The following is a 17656-nucleotide window of genomic DNA, read 5'->3' as shown; positions in this document are numbered from 1 at the left end:
AAACTGTTTTATTTTATTCGATTCAAAACTAATAATTAAATGAAAGAAAGCGTTTATAAACTAATGCCTCATTCTGTACAAAATCTATTTGTTACAGGTTATAACATTATACAATACAGAAAACGATATGGAGGGAAATACAATTTCTTTCTGCAACATTTTTTAAGTAAAAGAAGTGCATCTTTTGACGAATTGAAAACTATTCAAAACGAGCGGTTTTTAAAATTGTTAGGACATGCTATTGAAAATTCTAAGTATTATCAGAATTTGTATAAGGATGCTGAGATGCCTACTTCAATAGGTGAAATAGCGAAACTACCGATAATTTCTAAAGAAATGTTACGTCAGAATATTGACGATGTTGTAACTATAGATGGTAAAGATGCTATACACCTTAAAACAGGAGGTACAACAGGGAAATCTTTAGAGGTGCTTTTTACCCTTGATAATAACCAAGAACGTTTTGCTATGCTTGATGATTTTAGGGGAAGAATGGGGTATCAATTAGGCAAGAAGACGGCATGGTTTTCAGGAAAGAGCCTATTAACGAGTAGAGACCTTAAAAGGAATCGTTTCTGGAAAACGGATATTAAACATCATGTGAGGTATTATTCTACATTTCATATTAAAGATGACTATTTGAAATACTATGTAGAAGATTTAATAAAGTTTCAACCTGAGTTTTTGTCTGGTTTTCCTTCAACCATGTTTGAAATAGCAAAACATGGCTTAAAGTATGGCCATGAGTTTCCTGCAAATACCGTAAAGGCAGTTTTTCCTACTGCCGAATCCGTAACTCCTGTTATGAGAAGTGCTATTGAAACATTTTTTAAAACTAAAATGTATAACCAATATGCCTCTTCTGAGGGAGCTCCATTTATTTGTGAATGTAAGCATGGCAACTTACATTTAGAATTACAGAGTGGTGTCTTTGAAGTGCTAGATAAAAACGATAGACCTACTAAGTCGGGAAGGCTTGTAATTACATCCTTCACAACGGAAGGAACACCTTTAATAAGATATGATATTGGCGACTCTATAACACTTGAAGATGAAACAAAAGTATGTGGTTGTGGCAACAATAACCCAATGGTTAAAGAAATATTGGGGAGGGTAGATGATTATGTGTACTCACCTGAAAATGGTAAAATAAACTTAGGTAATGTGTCAAATACTCTAAAAGATACGAAAGGTATTATACGTTTTCAAGCTGTACAAAATGAAATAAATACGATTGATGTTTTAGTAGTTGTAGATTCGGAAATTTTTAATGATAAAATTGAACAAAAGTTTATCCAAAATTGGCGCGATAGAATAGGGGATAAAATGGGGTTAAACATAAGATATATGGATGATATACCTACAGAGAAGAGCGGTAAATTTAGAATTGTAAAAAATAATATTAAACATCTAGTTAATACATAATTTAACTAATGTCCATTTAGTAATAATAATAATAATAATAATAATAATAATAATAATCACGACTAACTTATAGTTCCAGCATGCGGAGTAGTCCTGAGGGAAATATAAATGTTGGTTGGTTAGACTATAGTGAGTTATATATTTATACTGCATTGATGAAAATAGTAATTGCCATAAATACGAGTTGGAATATATATAACTTTAGATTGGGGTTGATTAAAGCCTTACAAGTCCAAGGTTATCATGTGTTGGCGGTTGCGCCTAATGATGAATACGTAACACTTCTAGAGAGTGAAGGCGTGGAATGTGTTCCTATAGATATTAATAGTAAAGGGACAAGCATCAAAGAAGATCTAGGACTTATCCGAAGTTACTATAAACTATATAAAGACATAAAGCCTAACTTAATATTGTCTTATACAATTAAACCTAATATCTATGGTAATTATGCTGCTAAAGCTTTGGGTATTCCTGTAATTAATAATGTTAGCGGTTTAGGAACTTTATTTATCAAAAAGAATTTGTCCACGTTTATAGCCTATGGTTTGTATAAAACGGCATTTCTTAAATCTGATTGGGTGTTCTTTCAAAATACCGAAGATCAAAATCTTTTTCATACTAAAAAACTCATAAATATTAAAAAAACAAGTATTATACCTGGCTCTGGGGTTAATACAGAAACTTTTAAAGTTGTTAGATTTAATAATCATGCTAAGTGCATACTTTTTGTAGGTAGATTAATTGGAGATAAAGGCATACGTGAGTTTATTGATGCCGCTAAACTATTACTTAATGAATTTCCTGATTTAAAGTTTAAAATAGTTGGGGAGCTTGGATACAATAATAAAACTGCGGTTAGTGAAGAAGAGTTGGAGGAATGGCTCAAAATATCTCAAATAGAGTATATAGGTAAGGTTGATAATATGAAGTTGGTTTATGAGCAATCAGACATAATGGTCTTACCATCTTATAGAGAGGGCTTGTCCAAAAGTTTAATAGAAGCTTGTGCAATGAGTTTACCAATCGTAACCACGAATGTGCCTGGATGTAAAGATGTGGTTTCTGATGGTTTCAATGGATATTTATGTAAACCTAAAGACGCCGTAGACCTTGCTGATAAAATTGCTTTATTGCTCAATGCATCCGAGGAAAAACGATTAGAAATAGGCCGTAACGCTCGTAGAATTGCAGTTGATAAATTTGATGAGAAATTAGTGATTGCTTCATATTTAGAAAAGATAAAATCTTTAATTAATAATTAAGTAGGCGTATCTGAGCTAAGTAATAATTCTTAATTTAAACGGCCTTTGTTTATTCGGGTAAAATAGTGGTTTCTTTACCACTTTTTTAAGTCTCGGATAAGTCAACGAGCTTCCACAATAATATAATATTTTTAACGGTGACTTTTGTATCGTTGTTCTACAATCTATTATGAGTATAAGTTTCGAAGTTTGCCGAAAAGCAATTCAAGAAGTTGTTTATAAGGTGAACTCAGGGTTAAATGGTATTGGTTTTGTCATTCCCAACTCACTTGTCGTTCAGAGCAAAGCGAAGAATCTCTAAAACACATCAAGTATTAAAGAGGTGCGAGACCCTTCAGTCGTACCTCCTTATGGATGTCATTCCATTTTTTAATAAAACTACGTTTGTCACTTCGAGTGATTCCGAAGCGTGAGGAATTGTATCGAGAAGTTTAGTCATATTAAACCTTAGTTTAGGTTGAGTTATGTAGAAAGGAAACTCGATGCGGACATAATAGTTTAATTCCTGAAACAAATCTTAATCGTCACCGGCTCCTCCCTTCAGTTGAAGGGAGGTGGCTCATCGGAAAGGAATGGAGATGAGTCGGAGGGTTTGCTACAACCAAAAAATAAAACAATGACCTAAAATCAACATTATTTCCCCAATCATTAAGTAAGGTTAAAATATTTAATCGTATAATTATACCTAGTTTTACACACTAATAGACGAAGGTGTTCCATGAACTATGGCAACTAAGTTCGTACTGAAAACAGGTTAAAGAATAACTGAAATTAGTTAGTCGGAATTAAAACGAACTTAAATCACGGTGTATGGATGATGTATGGATAGTGTATGGATAGTGTATGGATAGTGTATGGATAGTGTATGGATAGTGTATGTCGACTAGTAAAGATACAAAATAAAATAAAGCAGGCTACCAAAAGCCTATATGGAATCACTAAAAGCGAATAGGTATAGAGATGTATAAAATCACCATCATAGCAGGAGCAAGACCAAACTTTATGAAGATAGCACCTATCATTCATGCTATCCAAAAAACACAAAAGGAGGGTTTTGAGCTGGATTATCGCTTAGTCCATACGGGGCAGCATTACGATAAAAACATGTCCGGTAGCTTTTTTGAGCAATTAGACATTCCTGAGCCTCATGTGAATTTGGACTGTCATGGTGGGTCTCAAGCTCAGCAGACTGCGGATATCATGATTCATTTTGAAAAGGAATTGCTAGCTCATCCCGCTAATTTGGTGTTGGTGGTTGGCGACGTGACCTCCACTATGGCCTGTGCTTTAGTCGCTCAAAAATTGAATACAAAGGTAGCACACGTCGAAGGAGGAATAAGATCTGATGATTGGTCCATGCCAGAAGAAATTAATCGTTTGGTGACCGACAGTATAACCAATTACTTTTTTACCACCTCGGAAACAGCAAACATCAACTTAAAACAATCTGGGGTAAAGGAGGATCAGATATTCTTTGTGGGTAATACCATGATTGATACGCTTTTAAAACAACGCCCGAACTTTACAAAACCAAAAGTTTGGAATGACTTAAACCTAGAGAAGCAAAACTATATCGTTATGACCTTACATCGACCAGCGAATGTCGACGAGGAGTCGCAGTTGAAATCTATGATCGATGAAATTATAGCGCATACTCGAGACTTGCCATTAGTTTTTCCTGTTCACCCTAGGACAGCAAAAATTTTAGAACGTTTGAAGGTAGGGCATTCACGCTTACATATGTTAGAGCCCTTGAGTTATTTAGAATTTAACTACTTGGTAGAAAATGCCAAAGCTGTGATTACAGACTCTGGAGGTATCACTGAAGAAGCGTCTATTATGCGCGTACCCTGTTTAACCCTAAGAGACAATACCGAACGACCAGAAACCATCACATTAGGTACGAACGAACTAGTCGGAACCGATCCTGAGAATTTAAAACCTTACTTGGATAAATTATTCGCAGGACAATGGAAAAAAGGACAAGATATTCCGCTTTGGGACGGTAAAACCGCAGAGCGTATTGTGGATGGCCTTAAAGCGATTAGTAATGAGAGATGAATTTTTAGTCGGTAGTTGGTAGTTTTTAGTTGGTAGTGGTGAGTTTTTAGTTGGTAGATGTTAGTAGTTAGTTTCTAAAATTGTTACCCAGAGATTCGCAGAGTGAACACTGAGAGACACAGAGCAATATTAGAGAGCACAGAGAGTTATAACTGAAAAACGATACTGGCTATTTACTTAGTTTTTCAACTTCAACTTCAATTTTAATTTCGAGTTTCCAAGATTGTTACACCGAAACTCACGAATTTACGCTGAGACTCGCAGAGAAATTCTTGAGATGCACAGAGAATCTATTAATTAGTTTCAAATTCCAATATCTAGCTTAAAACATCTAGCCTCTAGCCTCAAGCTTCCAACTTCGAGCCTCTAGCTTCTAGCGTCCAGCTTCCGACCAAACCCCTAATCCTTAATACCTAATTCCTAATGCCTATGTCTCACTTTTCACTTTTCGTTTTTCACTTCTCCCGCTTCCAGCATCTAGTTGTTAGTCGTTAGTTTTTAGTCGTGAGTGGTGAGTTTTTAGGATTTAACTTGAATAAATAGTTCCACAGAGATTCTCGAGAGTAGCACTGAGAACCACAAAAGTTACGTAGAGATACACGAGAGTTACGCAGAGACGCGCAGAGTATATTAGAGACTCACAGAGAGGTCAGTCGTGAGTTTTTAGTCGGAAGTCGGTCATTTTTAATATCGATCTTCCAACTTCCAACTTCCAACTTCGAGCCTCTAGCATCTAGCGTCCAGCTTCCCACCAATCCCCAATCCCTAATCCCCAATCCCCAATCCCCATAGTTCACTTTCCTCTTCTCCAGTTTCCAACTACCACTAAATTCCTAATCCCTAATCCCAAATACTTATGGTTTACTTTCCACTTTCCCGCTTCCATCATCAAAATAGTTACACAGAGACTCACGGAGTGAACACTGAGAAACACAGAGCAATATTAGAGAGCACAGAGAGTTATAGCTGAAAAAAGATACTGGCTAATTACTTAGTTTTTCAGCTTCAACTTCAATTTCAATTTCGAGTTTCCAAGATTGTTACCCAGAGATTCACGCAGTGAACACGGAGTTGCACAGAGAAATTTAAGAGAGGCGCAGAGAAATATTACTAAAAAAAGATCATGTTTAATTGTTAAGTGTTTGTGCTTTAGTTTGTTACTAGCTTCTAAATTCTAACTTCCAAGGTCGAGCCTCTAGCTTCTAGCGTCCAGCTTCCGACCAAACCCCAATCCCTAACCCCCAATCCCCAATCCCCATAGTTCACATCCCACTTTCCATCAAATTGCTTAACTCATTACAAATTAAAAATCAATGAGGGATTATGACTTTACCTCTCATCGTAGATATGTGAAAATCAACAAGTATTTTCTATTAATTCCAACTGAGACCTAATAGATTACTGATAAAATACTATCTTGCGCTAGCTTTAAATCGGTATAGAAAAGTTATATCACTTACTTATGATAACAACGCTACTAAATAATTTTAGCCCAGAAAATAACGCGATTCTTTGGTTATCCGCTACATTTCTATTGGCCTTTCTTATTGCGCTACGGACCTTTCCGTCGATCTTATTTATATCGATGAGAAAGCGTTTAATGGATGAGCCGGATAACAGAAGTATGCATTCTTACCGAACACCAACTTTAGGTGGGATAGGCATATTTTTTAGCGTCATGTTAGTCATCGCCATTACAGGGGCGTTTTTAGACGCTCAAGTCTTGCTGCTGGTCATGGGCGGCTTAACCATCCTATTTTTTCTTGGATTAAAGGACGACTTAACGGTATTGTCGCCTAAAAAAAAGTTAATAGGTCAATTAATTGCAGCTTTATTAATTGTCATCTTTGGAGATTCTAGAATTTTAAGCTTTTCGTCTATACTTGGCATAGGGGAATTACCATACTACATATCTTTAGTTTTTACCTTATTTGTTTATATCTTAATTATTAATGCTTATAATTTAATCGATGGCGTAGATGGATTGGCAGGAAGTGTGGCTTTATTGATTAGTGCTGTATTTGCCTTTTTATTTTTTAGTACGGGAGACTTGAGTTTAGCAACTTTAGCGATTGCACTCATGGGCGCTCTCTTGGCATTTTTAAGATATAATATGTCATCTAGACTCAAGATATTTATGGGCGATACCGGATCTATGATTGTTGGCTTTTTATTGGCGTTCTTTACGGTGAGCTTCGTATCCCAATCACAGTTAAACATCAGCTCTGAATTTTATGAGGCATCACCTGCTATCGTGTTGGCATTGTTGTTTTATCCACTGATTGATACCTGTAGAATATTCTGTTTCAGAATGTTCGTATTAAAATCAAGTCCTTTTGCTCCAGACAAAAATCATATTCATCATATGTTTATTAGTTTGGGTTATACACATATTAAGACCACTTTGATGATATCTGCCGTCAGTTTAATTATTGTATGCATTGCTTTTAATTTAATACACCTTAATCTGAATTTGCAAATTATAGCCTTATTGCTCTACGGTTCAGTTTTATATCTCATTCCATTATGGATTTCAAAAGCGAAGTATAAGGCTGAAATTAATAAGAAGAACCTAAGTTAGTTATAGTTGAGGTTTTGCTAGTACTTAAATTGCAACTATATTTGCTACTTATAAAAAGAAATGAGAATGAATTTTAAACTATTAGGCTTAATAAGTCTTTTTGCTTTAGCTTCCTGTGCCTCCAAAAAGGACATATTATATTTACAAGATATTGATACCACGGATGTAAGTGCTATTGCATACCAATCGACCAATATTCAGCCTAACGATATTTTAAAAATCACAGTGGAGAGTTTAGTGCCTGAAGCAGCATTGCCATATAATAAGGTGGTGTCCCAGAATTCTACATCTACAAGTTTAGAACTCTTAAAGTTAGAAGGGTATAAAGTATCAATTAGTAATTCCATTAGTTTTCCAGTTTTAGGAGAGATATCTACTGAAAATAAAACAGTTCAAGATTTAGAAGCTTTTATTAGTAATCGACTAATCACAGAAGGCCACTTATCTGATGCTAGAGTAAATATAAGTTTAATTAATGCAAAGGTCACGATTTTAGGCGAAGTGAATGAGCCTGGGACCATTAATTATACGGAGCCTAATATGACCTTGTTGCAAGCTATAGGTTATGCTGGTGACTTAACTATTAACGGAAAGCGTGATGATATTTTATTGACTAGAGAAGAGGATGGAGTTAGAAAGGTAACTCATATTGACTTAACTTCTGCGGAGTTCATGAATTCTGAATACTACTTTATAAAACCTAATGATGTGATCGTGGTCAACCCTAATAATCCAAGAGTTAAAAATGCAGGATTTGTTGGTGATGTAGGCACGGTATTGACTATAGCATCTTTAGCACTTAGTATAACAATATTATTGACACGATAGTATGGATAATTCATTTAATAATATGCATACCATTGACGAAGGCGATGGCCTAGATATTAAACAAGAAATTGGGCGCTATTTACGCTATTGGCCATGGTTTATAGCAACCGTAGCTATCGCGTTGATTACGGCATTTTTGTACTTGAGGTATACGCCTCCAGTTTATGAAACCTATTCAAAAATTAAAATATTAGATGAGTCTGGGGGGTTAGAATTGCCTACTTCTGCCTTTATATTTAAGAGATCTAATATTAATTTAGAAAATGAAACAGAGATTTTAACGTCTTACCGGATTATGAATCAGGTGGTAAGAGAATTAAAGTTAAATACAACTTTTTATATTGAAGGTACTGTGCAAACCATTCAAGTAGAAAGTTTACCTATAGGTTTTAAACAAACGATTCACCCCGATAGTATTACAAACAACTTATCTTATAACCTGAAAGTAAAACCTAATGGGGTAGAAGTGACGGATAGAATTAGCGAAGTTGTTTATTTTCTTTCTAAAAATTCCTCTCGTACTGACGAGAATAATCTACCTTTTGAGTTGGATTTGAACATAATTACAAGTAGAGCTGACCTCGTGGGTAGGAATTTCGTTATAAATTTTAGCCCCTTAAAAAACACAGCATTGAACTTAAAGTCGAGAATTGGGGTGTCAGCTATTGGAAAGGAAAGCCATTTGTTGAGACTTAGTATAAAAGGGGGGAGTAAAGCCTTATCTGAACGAATTTTAAATAAATTGATGAATGTATTTGACAGAGATGGAATTCAGGATAGACAATTAGTTTCAAAACGAACCTTGGATTTTATTGATGACCGCTTTGTGTTTTTAGCTCAAGAGTTGGATTCTATAGAGGTTGGGAGACAATACTTTAAAGAGCGCAATAATATTACAGATATTCAAGTTGATGCTGAATTAGGCTTAGGACAACGCTCTCAGTCGGAAGAAGAGGTCTTTCAAATTGAAAGTCAACTTGCCTTATCTCGTTTACTAGAAAATTCCTTAAAATCAAGTGCTGAATCCGATTTATTACCAGCAAACATTGGCATAAGTAATAATAGTATTAACGGCTTAATTTCGGAATACAATACAGCCGTAATTAATAGAGATAAGTTTTTAAATAGTGGTGGAGCTAACAATCCTATTGTTAAGCAAGCGGTGGCTCAAGTTGAGGATTTGAAGGCGAATATAAATAGATCTTTAAAGAACTATGTCAGTCAATTAGAAACGTCACGTCAACAATACGATCAGAGAAATAGAAAATTCAGTGGCAAGGTGGCACAAATTCCTGAAAAGGAAAAACTATTACGTGCTATTGAACGTCAGCAAAAGATTAAGGAAAGTCTCTATCTTCTATTATTACAGAAGCGAGAAGAGGCGGCTATAAACTTAGCGATTACAGAGCCATCAATTAAAGTTGTGGAATATGCCTTATCTAATTATGGTCCTGTTTCACCAAAATCCAATATAGTCTATGCAGGGGCGTTATTGGCAGGCTTATTAATTCCATTGGGAGTGTTGTACTTGATGTTTATGTTGGATACTAAATTACACTCCAAAGAAGATATCATAAAAGAGAATCCTCAGATTCCGGTGATAGGTGAAATACCTAATATAAAAAATAAGGAAGTTGTTATTTTTGACGATCCAAACGCACGTACACCGTTGGCGGAATCTTTTAGAATACTGAGTTCTAACGTTGACTACATCTTACCAGCAAAAGATGATCATAAGGGAAAAGTGATTTACTGTACCTCTACGATTAAAGGGGAAGGGAAGACTTATATAAGTCTTAATTTATCTCTGGCCTTATCTAGTATCAACAAAAAGGTGTTATTAATTGGTGCGGATTTAAGAAATCCACAAATCCATATTCATATTGCTCAAGATAGACATAAACCAGGCTTATCTAATTATCTACATGATGTTCATTATAATTGGAAAGATGCCATTATAAAAGGATTTGATAAACACCCAAATCACCATATCATGCTGTCTGGTACAATTCCTCCAAATCCAGCACAATTGTTAACTAATGGACGTTTTTCTAAGTTAATCGCAGAAGCTAAAGAGGAGTATGATTATATCATCGTTGATACAGCACCAACTATTTTAGTCACAGATACCCTATTAATTTCTTCATTAGCGGATGCCACGGTGTATTTAACACGAGCAGATTTTACAGATAAGAGTTTATTAAAATTCTCTAAAGATTTGTCAGAGTCAGGTAAACTGAAAAACATGGCTTATGTGGTGAATAGTGTAGGGGCAAGCAAGTCTTATGGCTATAGCTATAATTATGGGTATAACTACGGGTATAATAGTGAGGATTAATAGAGGCATTACCTTCTAAATAGGCTGATATTTATCATAGATTTCTGGACTTTTATAAGCTACTTTAGGAGTGAAATATAAAACTAAAAGTCATGAAAACTCTTGATGCTATCTCCACAATTATGTCTACCAATTTAATCACACTCAAAAGAGAGGATGATCTTGAGACGGCTGAGCTATTTTTTAAACGTCATAAAATAAGACATATTCCTGTAGTGGCTAAGGATACCATTATTGGGATGTTAAGCTATACCGATTTACTCCGAATTAGCTTTGCAGACGCAGTAGACGAGTCCGAAACAGAGGTCGAATCCATGGTGTACAATATGTTTACTATTGAGCAGGTCATGGCCAAAAACGTCGTCACCGTAACTTCAGATGCTACTATTAAAGAAGTCGCTCAAATTCTAGCTCAAAAAGAATTCCACGCCTTACCAGTTGTTGATAGTAACCGTTTAGTTGGTATTGTTACCACTACGGATTTGATTCAGTATTTGTTGAAGCGGCTAGAGGAGTAGGGGTTAGGGAGATTGAAATTGAAATTGAAGTTGAATAGTAAAGTGTTAGAAGACAACTAACCATTAACAATGATCTTTTTTAAAAGTATTTCTCTGTTAAAGCTTCTCATAGCGTAACTTACCTGTTATTAAGTATAATGAACAACGTTAAGATGAAACCCTCGACCTTCGATGATTTAGCGTAAAACATGCAGTGAAGCGAAGGAAGTAGCAAAAATCGATGGTAGAATAAATGAGTCAAATTTAGATAAAGTCGTTTGGTGAGGAAAAAATCTTCAACTTTCCGTTTCCACCATTTTTGCGCCGAAGCGAACAAAATGTTTAGTTTTTAGCCGTTAGCCGTTAGCCGTTAGCTGTTAGTTGTTGTGTGTTGTCAGATAATAGGCATTAGGTATTAGGGAGTAGGGATTAGTTGGTAGTTCTTAGATGTTAGTCTTTCGCCGTTAGCTGTTGGCAGATGATAGGGATTAGGGGAATTGAAGTTGAAGTTGAAATCGAAGTTGAAGTTGAAGTTGAAGATGAAATCGAAGTTGAAGATGAAATTGAAATTGAACTTGAAATTGAAGTCGAAATCGAAGTTGAAGTTGAAATCGAATAGTAAATTGAAGAAAGAGAACTAACCATTAACATTGATCTTTTTCAAGAGTAATTCTCTGTTAAAGTTTCTCATAGCGTAACTTATCTGTAATTAAGTATAATGAACAACGCTAAGTCGACACCCTCGACCTTCGATTATTTAGCGTAAAACATGCAGTGAAGCGAAGGAAGCAGCAAAAATCGATGGTAGATTTAATGAGTCAATTATAAATAAAGTTACTTGGGGAGGATAAAATATTCAACATACCAGTTCCTCCATTTTTGCGCCGAAGCGAACAAAATGTTTAGCTAAATAAACGGCAGTCTTGATTTTTTGTCCACTTTTTTATCAAGAAAAAAGTTGGAAGAAATTTTAGTTGTTAGATGCTAGCCGTTGTCTGTTGTCAGACATTAGGGAGTAGGGATTAGTTGGTAGTTCTTAGATGTTAGTCTTTCGCCGTTAGCTGTTGTCGGATGATAGGCATTAGGGGAATTGAAGTTGAAATCGAAGTTGAAATCGAGTAGTGAATTGAAGGAAGAAAACTAACCATTAACCTTCGATAATTTAGCTAAAGAAATACCGGAAAACGAAAAAGGGAGTCTCATTTACTATTAAGTAATACTACTCCCCAATTTCTAATTTCTTTATGCCGTCGAAAGGCAGAAAAAAAAATCTATAATTTAAGTTTAGATTTTACGAATTCGCTAAATCTTTCAAACGTTTTATCGTAGCGGTAGGATCATCACTTTTAAACACGTGACTACCGGCAACGAAGGTATCTGCTCCAGCGGCTACTAATTTTTCAATATTCTGATCGGTAACCCCACCATCCACTTCAATTCGTGTATCTAACCCTTGCTCGTCAATCATTTTACGAAGATTCTTAATACGCTTATACGTCACCTCTTCGAATTTCTGACCACCAAAACCTGGGTTGATGGACATTAATAAAATCATATAACATTCAGGTAAAATATCTTCTAAAACCGTTAAAGGCGTTGTGATATTAAGCACAATTCCAGCTTTACAGCCAGCATCTTTAATCTGTCTTAAGGTTCTGTGTAAATGCACTGTCGACTCATAATGAACCGTAATAATATCTGCACCTACTTTAGCGAACTCTTCAATATAGCGCTCAGGTTTTTCAATCATTAAATGCACATCTAATGGTTTAGTCGCATGTTTTTTGATAGCTTGAATCACCGGCATACCATAAGAAATGTTGGGAACAAAGTGCCCATCCATCACATCGATATGAAACCAATCGGCATCACTGTTATTAACCATTTCTGTATCACGTTGAAGATTACCGAAGTCGGCAGCAAGCATCGAAGGAGCAATTAATTTTGAAGACATTTGTTGTGTTGTTTTTGTTTAGACAAAGGTAGTGTTGTAAGTGAAAAATTAAAAGTGAAAAGGGAAAAAGTATGGGAGTGGAAGTGGAAAGTTAAAAGAGAGGTATGGGCATTAGGTATTAGGTATTAGGTATTAGGTATTAGGGATTAGGTATTAGGGATTTGGTATTAGGGATTAGGTATTAGGTATTAGGGATTAGGGATTTGGTGGGAGGTTGGAGGCTAGAAGCGGGAGAAATGAAAAACGAAAAGTGAAAAATTATGGAAGTTGGATACTAGATGCTGGAAACTGAAATCATAACATAAACTGCGGCATAAAAACTAAACGATTAGCAGTGCTCTTTTTTCTATAGTATTTCTCTGTGTGTCTCAAATATACTCTGCGCGACTCTGTGTTTACTCTATGAATCTTAGCGTAACTATTTAAGGAACTAGAAGCTAGAAGTTGGAAGCTCGATACTAAAAACTACCGACTAAAAACTCACCACTAAGTTCTCTGTGAGTCTCTAATATACTCTGTTGAGCTCAGTGCGACCTCTGTGAGTCTCTGCGTAACTCTTGTGTATCTCTGTGGAACTATTCTTCAAGTTAAATGCTAGAAACTCAACACTCACGTCTAAAAACTAACGACTAACAACTAGATGCTGGAGGCTGGGTAAGTGAAAAGTGAAGCATGGGAATTAGGGATTAGGTATTAGGGATTTGGTGGGAGGTTGGAGGTTAGAAGTTGGAAGCTGGAGGCTAGAAGTTGGATACTAGATGCTGGAAACTGAAATCGTACCAAAAACTGAAGAAGCTAAACCATTAGCAGTGCTCTTTTTTTCAATAGTATTTCTCTGTGTGTCTAAAATATACTCTGCGCGACTCTGTGTTTACTCTATGAATCTTAGCGTAACTATTTAAGGAACTAGAAGCTAGAAGTTGGAAGCTCGATACTAAAAACTAATGACTACCAACTAAAAACTCAACACTAAGTTCTCTGCGGGTCTCAGTGTTACTCTCTGTGTATCTCCGTGACACCTTTGTGAGTCTCTGCGTAACTCCCATGTGTCTCTGCGTAATAACTACCTATGCCTAAAAAAAAATGAACCCACGGTAATCAGCCGTGAGTTCTTTCATCAATCAAAAAACGAACAGTCTTATTACCCACATCAGTGGGTATCTCAATTAAGAGAATATACTGTTTGTTATCGTTATTAGCTTATCCTAAATAAGTCTTTAATATTTTACTTCTAGACGTATGTTTTAATCTACGAATAGCTTTTTCTTTAATTTGTCTAACACGCTCACGAGTAAGGTCGAATGTTTCACCAATTTCTTCTAAAGTCATTGGGTGTTGGTTACCTAAACCAAAGTACAAACGAATCACATCGGCTTCACGAGGTGTTAAAGTTTCTAAAGCACGCTCAATCTCCGTACGCAATGATTCATGTAATAAATCTTTATCAGGGTTTGGAGACTCGCCACTTCGTAAGACATCGTATAAGTTAGAATCTTCACCTTCAACTAAAGGAGCATCCATGCTGACGTGACGGCCAGAGTTTTTCATAGACTCTTTTACGTCGTTGATCGTCATGTCTAATTCTTTCGCGATTTCTTCCGCAGAAGGTGGACGCTCATGACTTTGCTCTAAAAATGCAAAGGTTTTATTAATCTTGTTAATAGAACCAATTTTGTTTAACGGTAAACGTACAATACGCGATTGTTCCGCTAAAGCTTGTAAGATAGATTGTCTAATCCACCATACCGCATAAGATATAAATTTAAAACCACGCGTTTCATCAAAACGTTGTGCCGCTTTAATTAAGCCTAAATTACCTTCATTAATTAAATCTGGTAAAGTTAAACCTTGATTTTGGTATTGCTTAGCAACAGATACCACGAAACGTAAGTTAGCTTTCGTTAACTTCTCTAAGGCTATCTGATCTCCAGCTTTAATACGTTGAGCTAATTCTACCTCTTCATCGGCAGTAATAAGATCGACCTTACCAATTTCCTGCAAATATTTGTCTAACGACGCAGTTTCCCTATTGGTTACCTGCTTGGTAATTTTAAGTTGTCTCATTTAATTTTAAGATTTGTGCAATTTTATTACAACAACGTGTTGCTTTTATTATACGTGTAAAGTCATAAAAATGTTACACAATAATAAAAAAACTTTTAAATCTTAAGAAGCTTTACCGTGTCGAGATTAATATCTTCAATGATTTCATTGGTGAATTTGTAATGGCCACGTGTGGTGATTAATCGGAAACGGTAAGATTTCAATTGACTCAAAGTATTTAAAAATAACCATTTTGATTTTAATAATCGTGGTTTCTGAGACTTTAAACTTAAATCGAAAATGTGCTTTCGACCTTCCTTTTCTGCAACAATATCTGGGGTGACATCGATATCACTGCCTTTTTTATGATAGGATTTTGGTGATTCATAGCCTTCCATATCGGCCTTGATGTTTGAATATCCTAAGTTCTCAAGGTAGGAAATGGACTGACTTAATTCTAATGTGTACTTGCTTTTATCTTGTGTTATCATAACCTATAGTGTACGTTTTTTTAATGAGAAAACCAAATGATTTTAATAATTTAACGTTAAAACCATTTGGTTATCAGTCTGTTGTGTGGTTCTGCGAACATCATTGGCCGAAAACGGCAGACGCTTGTCTAAGCAAAACTAGCCATCGATTAGCTATAGTTTTAATTTATACACGTACTTGGCCGTCACCATACACATAATATTTATTGGTGACCAATTGGTTGAGGCCTAATGGGCCTCTGTGGTGTAACTTATCTGTACTAATCGCTAATTCTGCACCAACACCCATCTGTCCACCATCGGTGAATCGCGTCGAAGCATTATGGTACACAGCCGCACTATCCACTTGTTGCATAAAGGTCATCGCTTCGGCTTTATCTTCAGTAATAATGGCTGCCGAATGCTTTCCAGAATATTTGTTGATAGTTGACACGGCTTCGTCTAGAGATTCTACTTCGGCAATTAATAATTTTAAGGCTAGAAATTCTTCATACCAAATGCCTGCATCTTGAATCGTTTCTTTTTGAGATAAAATACCAGAGACCTTATCGTCTACAATAATTTCAACCTTATGTTGTTCTAGCTTTTCTTGAAGCATTTTTAACTTCGTTTGATATTCAGGTAGGTTTTTATTGATAAGCACCTTGTCTAAGGCATTACATCCTGAAATTTTATCGGTCTTGGCGTTGATAATCACGTTTACCGCTTTTGCCCAGTCCGCATGCTCTGAAACATATAAGAAATTATTTCCTCTACCACTGACTAGAACAGCGCAGGTGGCATGAGTCTTAACAAAGTTGATGAGACGTTCACCTCCTCGTGGCACAATTAAGTCTAGTGGCTCGGTTGGATTCTTTAAGAATTCTTGAGTTTCTTCACGTTGTAAGTGTAGAAGCTTGATCCAGTCTTTAGACAATCCGTGAGTTTCCAATGCTTCGTGCCAACATTGTTCTAAGATAAGATTAGAATTTAAGGCTTCTTTTCCGCCTTTTAATAAAATCTTATTATTCGCTTTAAAGGCTAAAACTGCCGCTTCAATAGTGACGTCTGGTCGGGATTCGTAAATAATCAGAATGGTCCCAAAAGGGGCTGTTGTATTTACAATGTTCAACCCGTTTTTTAAAGTCAGATTAGAAATCTCTTGACTTACAGGATCTTCTTGGTGCATCACAGCATCTACGGCCGCAATCATTTCATCAACCTTCTTGTTGTTCACCACCAATCTGTCATATAAAGCTTGGTCGTCTCTATTAAAGGCCTCTAAATCCTTTTTGTTCGCGTCTATAATGTTCGTTCGTTCACGATCTAGAATTTCGATCATGGATTGAAGAACTTTGTTTTTTATATCTGTATGTAATAGTTTCATGTGTTTGTTTTTTTTATTGATTTAGGCCGAAATAAATTTGGTGCCTACTTCTTTATTATTAATAATGTCTACAATGACATTTTCGCGTTTCCCATTTGCGATGTATGTTGGAATATCTTTGTTAGCCGTGAATTTGGCGATTCTTAATTTTGAAGCCATTCCGCCTCGGCCTTCTCCTTCTTTTTTATTCGACTCCTGAACATATTGTTCTACATTGTCATTGGTTTTTACTTCACTCACCTTGATGGAATCATCGTCATCTGGGTGGCCTGTATAAAGTCCGTCGGTATCCGATAGAATGATTAGTCGGTCGGCATCGATAAGTTCAGCGACTAAACTCGCTAACTCATCATTATCCGTGAACATAGACATGGTTAAAGACACGGCATCATCTTCATTAGCAATAGGAATCACGCCTTCAGACAATAAACCTTCATAACAATTAATCATATTTTGTCGGTGTTTACCAATATCGAAATCACGCTTCGTGGCTAAAATTTGAGCGCATCGCATGCCGTAATCATGGAAAATACTATAATAATGGCGCATCATTCTGGGTTGACCTACGGCAGAATAGACTTGTCGTCGGATTGATTTATCTTTAATATCCGTATCGCCTAAAACTTCCATTCCTGCCATGGCAGATCCCGAAGAGACCAATACCACTAAGATGTCTTCTTCATATAGTACGGCGATTTGCCTGACCAATTCACGAAGAACGGGTCCTAAAATTCTATTGTCTTTATTAGTTAATACGTTGGTGCCTACTTTGACCACCACACGTTTTATATCGTCATTCATTGTGTTTAA

At 36.0% G+C, this 17656-nt stretch carries 13 protein-coding genes; 8 read left to right on the top strand and 5 right to left on the bottom strand.

The genetic code is table 11. The features are described 5' to 3' along the window. Positions 1 to 39: 39 nt before the first annotated feature. From DFQ11_RS00630 to DFQ11_RS15215, 8 genes are all read left to right on the top strand, one after another. Complete coding sequence (locus tag DFQ11_RS00630) at positions 40 to 1425, top strand: phenylacetate--CoA ligase family protein (RefSeq protein WP_110473711.1); 1386 nt, start codon at positions 40 to 42, stop codon at positions 1423 to 1425. A 155-nt stretch (positions 1426 to 1580) separates the two neighbouring features. After that, on the top strand, positions 1581 to 2687 hold the full coding sequence (locus tag DFQ11_RS00625) for a glycosyltransferase family 4 protein (RefSeq protein ID WP_158524971.1): 1107 nt from the start codon (positions 1581 to 1583) through the stop codon (positions 2685 to 2687). A 960-nt stretch (positions 2688 to 3647) separates the two neighbouring features. Then, positions 3648 to 4748, top strand: a complete 1101-nt coding sequence (wecB, locus tag DFQ11_RS00620) for a non-hydrolyzing UDP-N-acetylglucosamine 2-epimerase (RefSeq protein ID WP_110473709.1) — start codon at positions 3648 to 3650, stop codon at positions 4746 to 4748. Positions 4749 to 6333: 1585 nt separating this feature from the next. Next, positions 6334 to 7329 (top strand): MraY family glycosyltransferase, encoded by a 996-nt coding sequence (locus tag DFQ11_RS00610; protein ID WP_158524970.1) that lies wholly within the window; start codon positions 6334 to 6336, stop codon positions 7327 to 7329. A gap of 66 nt (positions 7330 to 7395) precedes the next feature. Beyond that, entirely contained in the window at positions 7396 to 8157 is a 762-nt protein-coding gene (locus tag DFQ11_RS00605; RefSeq protein ID WP_110473706.1) for a polysaccharide biosynthesis/export family protein, read from the top strand. A gap of 1 nt (position 8158) precedes the next feature. After that, entirely contained in the window at positions 8159 to 10495 is a 2337-nt protein-coding gene (locus DFQ11_RS00600; protein ID WP_110473705.1) for a GumC family protein, read from the top strand. Between the two features lie 92 nt (positions 10496 to 10587). Continuing rightward, positions 10588 to 11013 (top strand): CBS domain-containing protein, encoded by a 426-nt coding sequence (locus tag DFQ11_RS00595; RefSeq protein ID WP_110473704.1) that lies wholly within the window; start codon positions 10588 to 10590, stop codon positions 11011 to 11013. 457 nt (positions 11014 to 11470) lie between these two features. Beyond that, positions 11471 to 11611, top strand: a complete 141-nt coding sequence (locus DFQ11_RS15215) for a hypothetical protein (RefSeq protein ID WP_189342966.1) — start codon at positions 11471 to 11473, stop codon at positions 11609 to 11611. Between the two features lie 672 nt (positions 11612 to 12283). Here the strand turns inward: DFQ11_RS15215 and rpe are convergent. The 5 genes from rpe to proB form a co-directional block, all read right to left on the bottom strand. After that, positions 12284 to 12946, bottom strand: coding sequence for a ribulose-phosphate 3-epimerase (gene rpe / locus DFQ11_RS00590; RefSeq protein WP_110473703.1), 663 nt, complete (start codon positions 12944 to 12946; stop codon positions 12284 to 12286). A 1200-nt stretch (positions 12947 to 14146) separates the two neighbouring features. After that, positions 14147 to 15010 carry a sigma-70 family RNA polymerase sigma factor gene (locus DFQ11_RS00585; RefSeq protein WP_094967995.1) on the bottom strand — a complete coding sequence of 288 codons (864 nt, stop codon included), beginning with the start codon at positions 15008 to 15010 and terminating at the stop codon, positions 14147 to 14149. Between the two features lie 95 nt (positions 15011 to 15105). Next, entirely contained in the window at positions 15106 to 15480 is a 375-nt protein-coding gene (locus DFQ11_RS00580) for a hypothetical protein (protein WP_110473702.1), read from the bottom strand. A 166-nt stretch (positions 15481 to 15646) separates the two neighbouring features. After that, positions 15647 to 16846: a glutamate-5-semialdehyde dehydrogenase gene (locus tag DFQ11_RS00575; RefSeq protein WP_110473701.1), complete on the bottom strand. Its 1200-nt coding sequence runs from the start codon at positions 16844 to 16846 to the stop codon at positions 15647 to 15649. A 21-nt stretch (positions 16847 to 16867) separates the two neighbouring features. Continuing rightward, a complete protein-coding gene (gene proB / locus DFQ11_RS00570; protein ID WP_110473700.1) occupies positions 16868 to 17647 on the bottom strand; it encodes a glutamate 5-kinase in 780 nt (259 codons plus the stop codon). Positions 17648 to 17656 lie beyond the last annotated feature (9 nt).

This window comes from Winogradskyella epiphytica, from assembly GCF_003217215.1.
Lineage (GTDB): Bacteria > Bacteroidota > Bacteroidia > Flavobacteriales > Flavobacteriaceae > Winogradskyella > Winogradskyella epiphytica.
This window is presented reverse-complemented; position numbering and strand designations above follow the sequence as displayed.

Excerpts from the sequence above, each read along its gene's own strand:
- DFQ11_RS00595 (WP_110473704.1), top strand. The coding sequence starts at position 10,588 with ATGAAAACTCTTGATGCTATCTCCACAATTATGTCTACCAATTTAATC.
- DFQ11_RS00585 (WP_094967995.1), bottom strand. The coding sequence starts at position 15,010 with ATGAGACAACTTAAAATTACCAAGCAGGTAACCAATAGGGAAACTGCG.
- rpe (WP_110473703.1), bottom strand. The coding sequence starts at position 12,946 with ATGTCTTCAAAATTAATTGCTCCTTCGATGCTTGCTGCCGACTTCGGT.
- DFQ11_RS00600 (WP_110473705.1), top strand. The coding sequence starts at position 8,159 with ATGGATAATTCATTTAATAATATGCATACCATTGACGAAGGCGATGGC.
- DFQ11_RS00630 (WP_110473711.1), top strand. The coding sequence starts at position 40 with ATGAAAGAAAGCGTTTATAAACTAATGCCTCATTCTGTACAAAATCTA.
- DFQ11_RS00605 (WP_110473706.1), top strand. The coding sequence starts at position 7,396 with ATGAATTTTAAACTATTAGGCTTAATAAGTCTTTTTGCTTTAGCTTCC.
- DFQ11_RS00610 (WP_158524970.1), top strand. The coding sequence starts at position 6,334 with ATGAGAAAGCGTTTAATGGATGAGCCGGATAACAGAAGTATGCATTCT.
- DFQ11_RS00580 (WP_110473702.1), bottom strand. The coding sequence starts at position 15,480 with ATGATAACACAAGATAAAAGCAAGTACACATTAGAATTAAGTCAGTCC.
- DFQ11_RS00575 (WP_110473701.1), bottom strand. The coding sequence starts at position 16,846 with ATGAAACTATTACATACAGATATAAAAAACAAAGTTCTTCAATCCATG.
- DFQ11_RS00625 (WP_158524971.1), top strand. The coding sequence starts at position 1,581 with ATGAAAATAGTAATTGCCATAAATACGAGTTGGAATATATATAACTTT.
- proB (WP_110473700.1), bottom strand. The coding sequence starts at position 17,647 with ATGAATGACGATATAAAACGTGTGGTGGTCAAAGTAGGCACCAACGTA.
- wecB (WP_110473709.1), top strand. The coding sequence starts at position 3,648 with ATGTATAAAATCACCATCATAGCAGGAGCAAGACCAAACTTTATGAAG.
- DFQ11_RS15215 (WP_189342966.1), top strand. The coding sequence starts at position 11,471 with ATGATAGGGATTAGGGGAATTGAAGTTGAAGTTGAAATCGAAGTTGAA.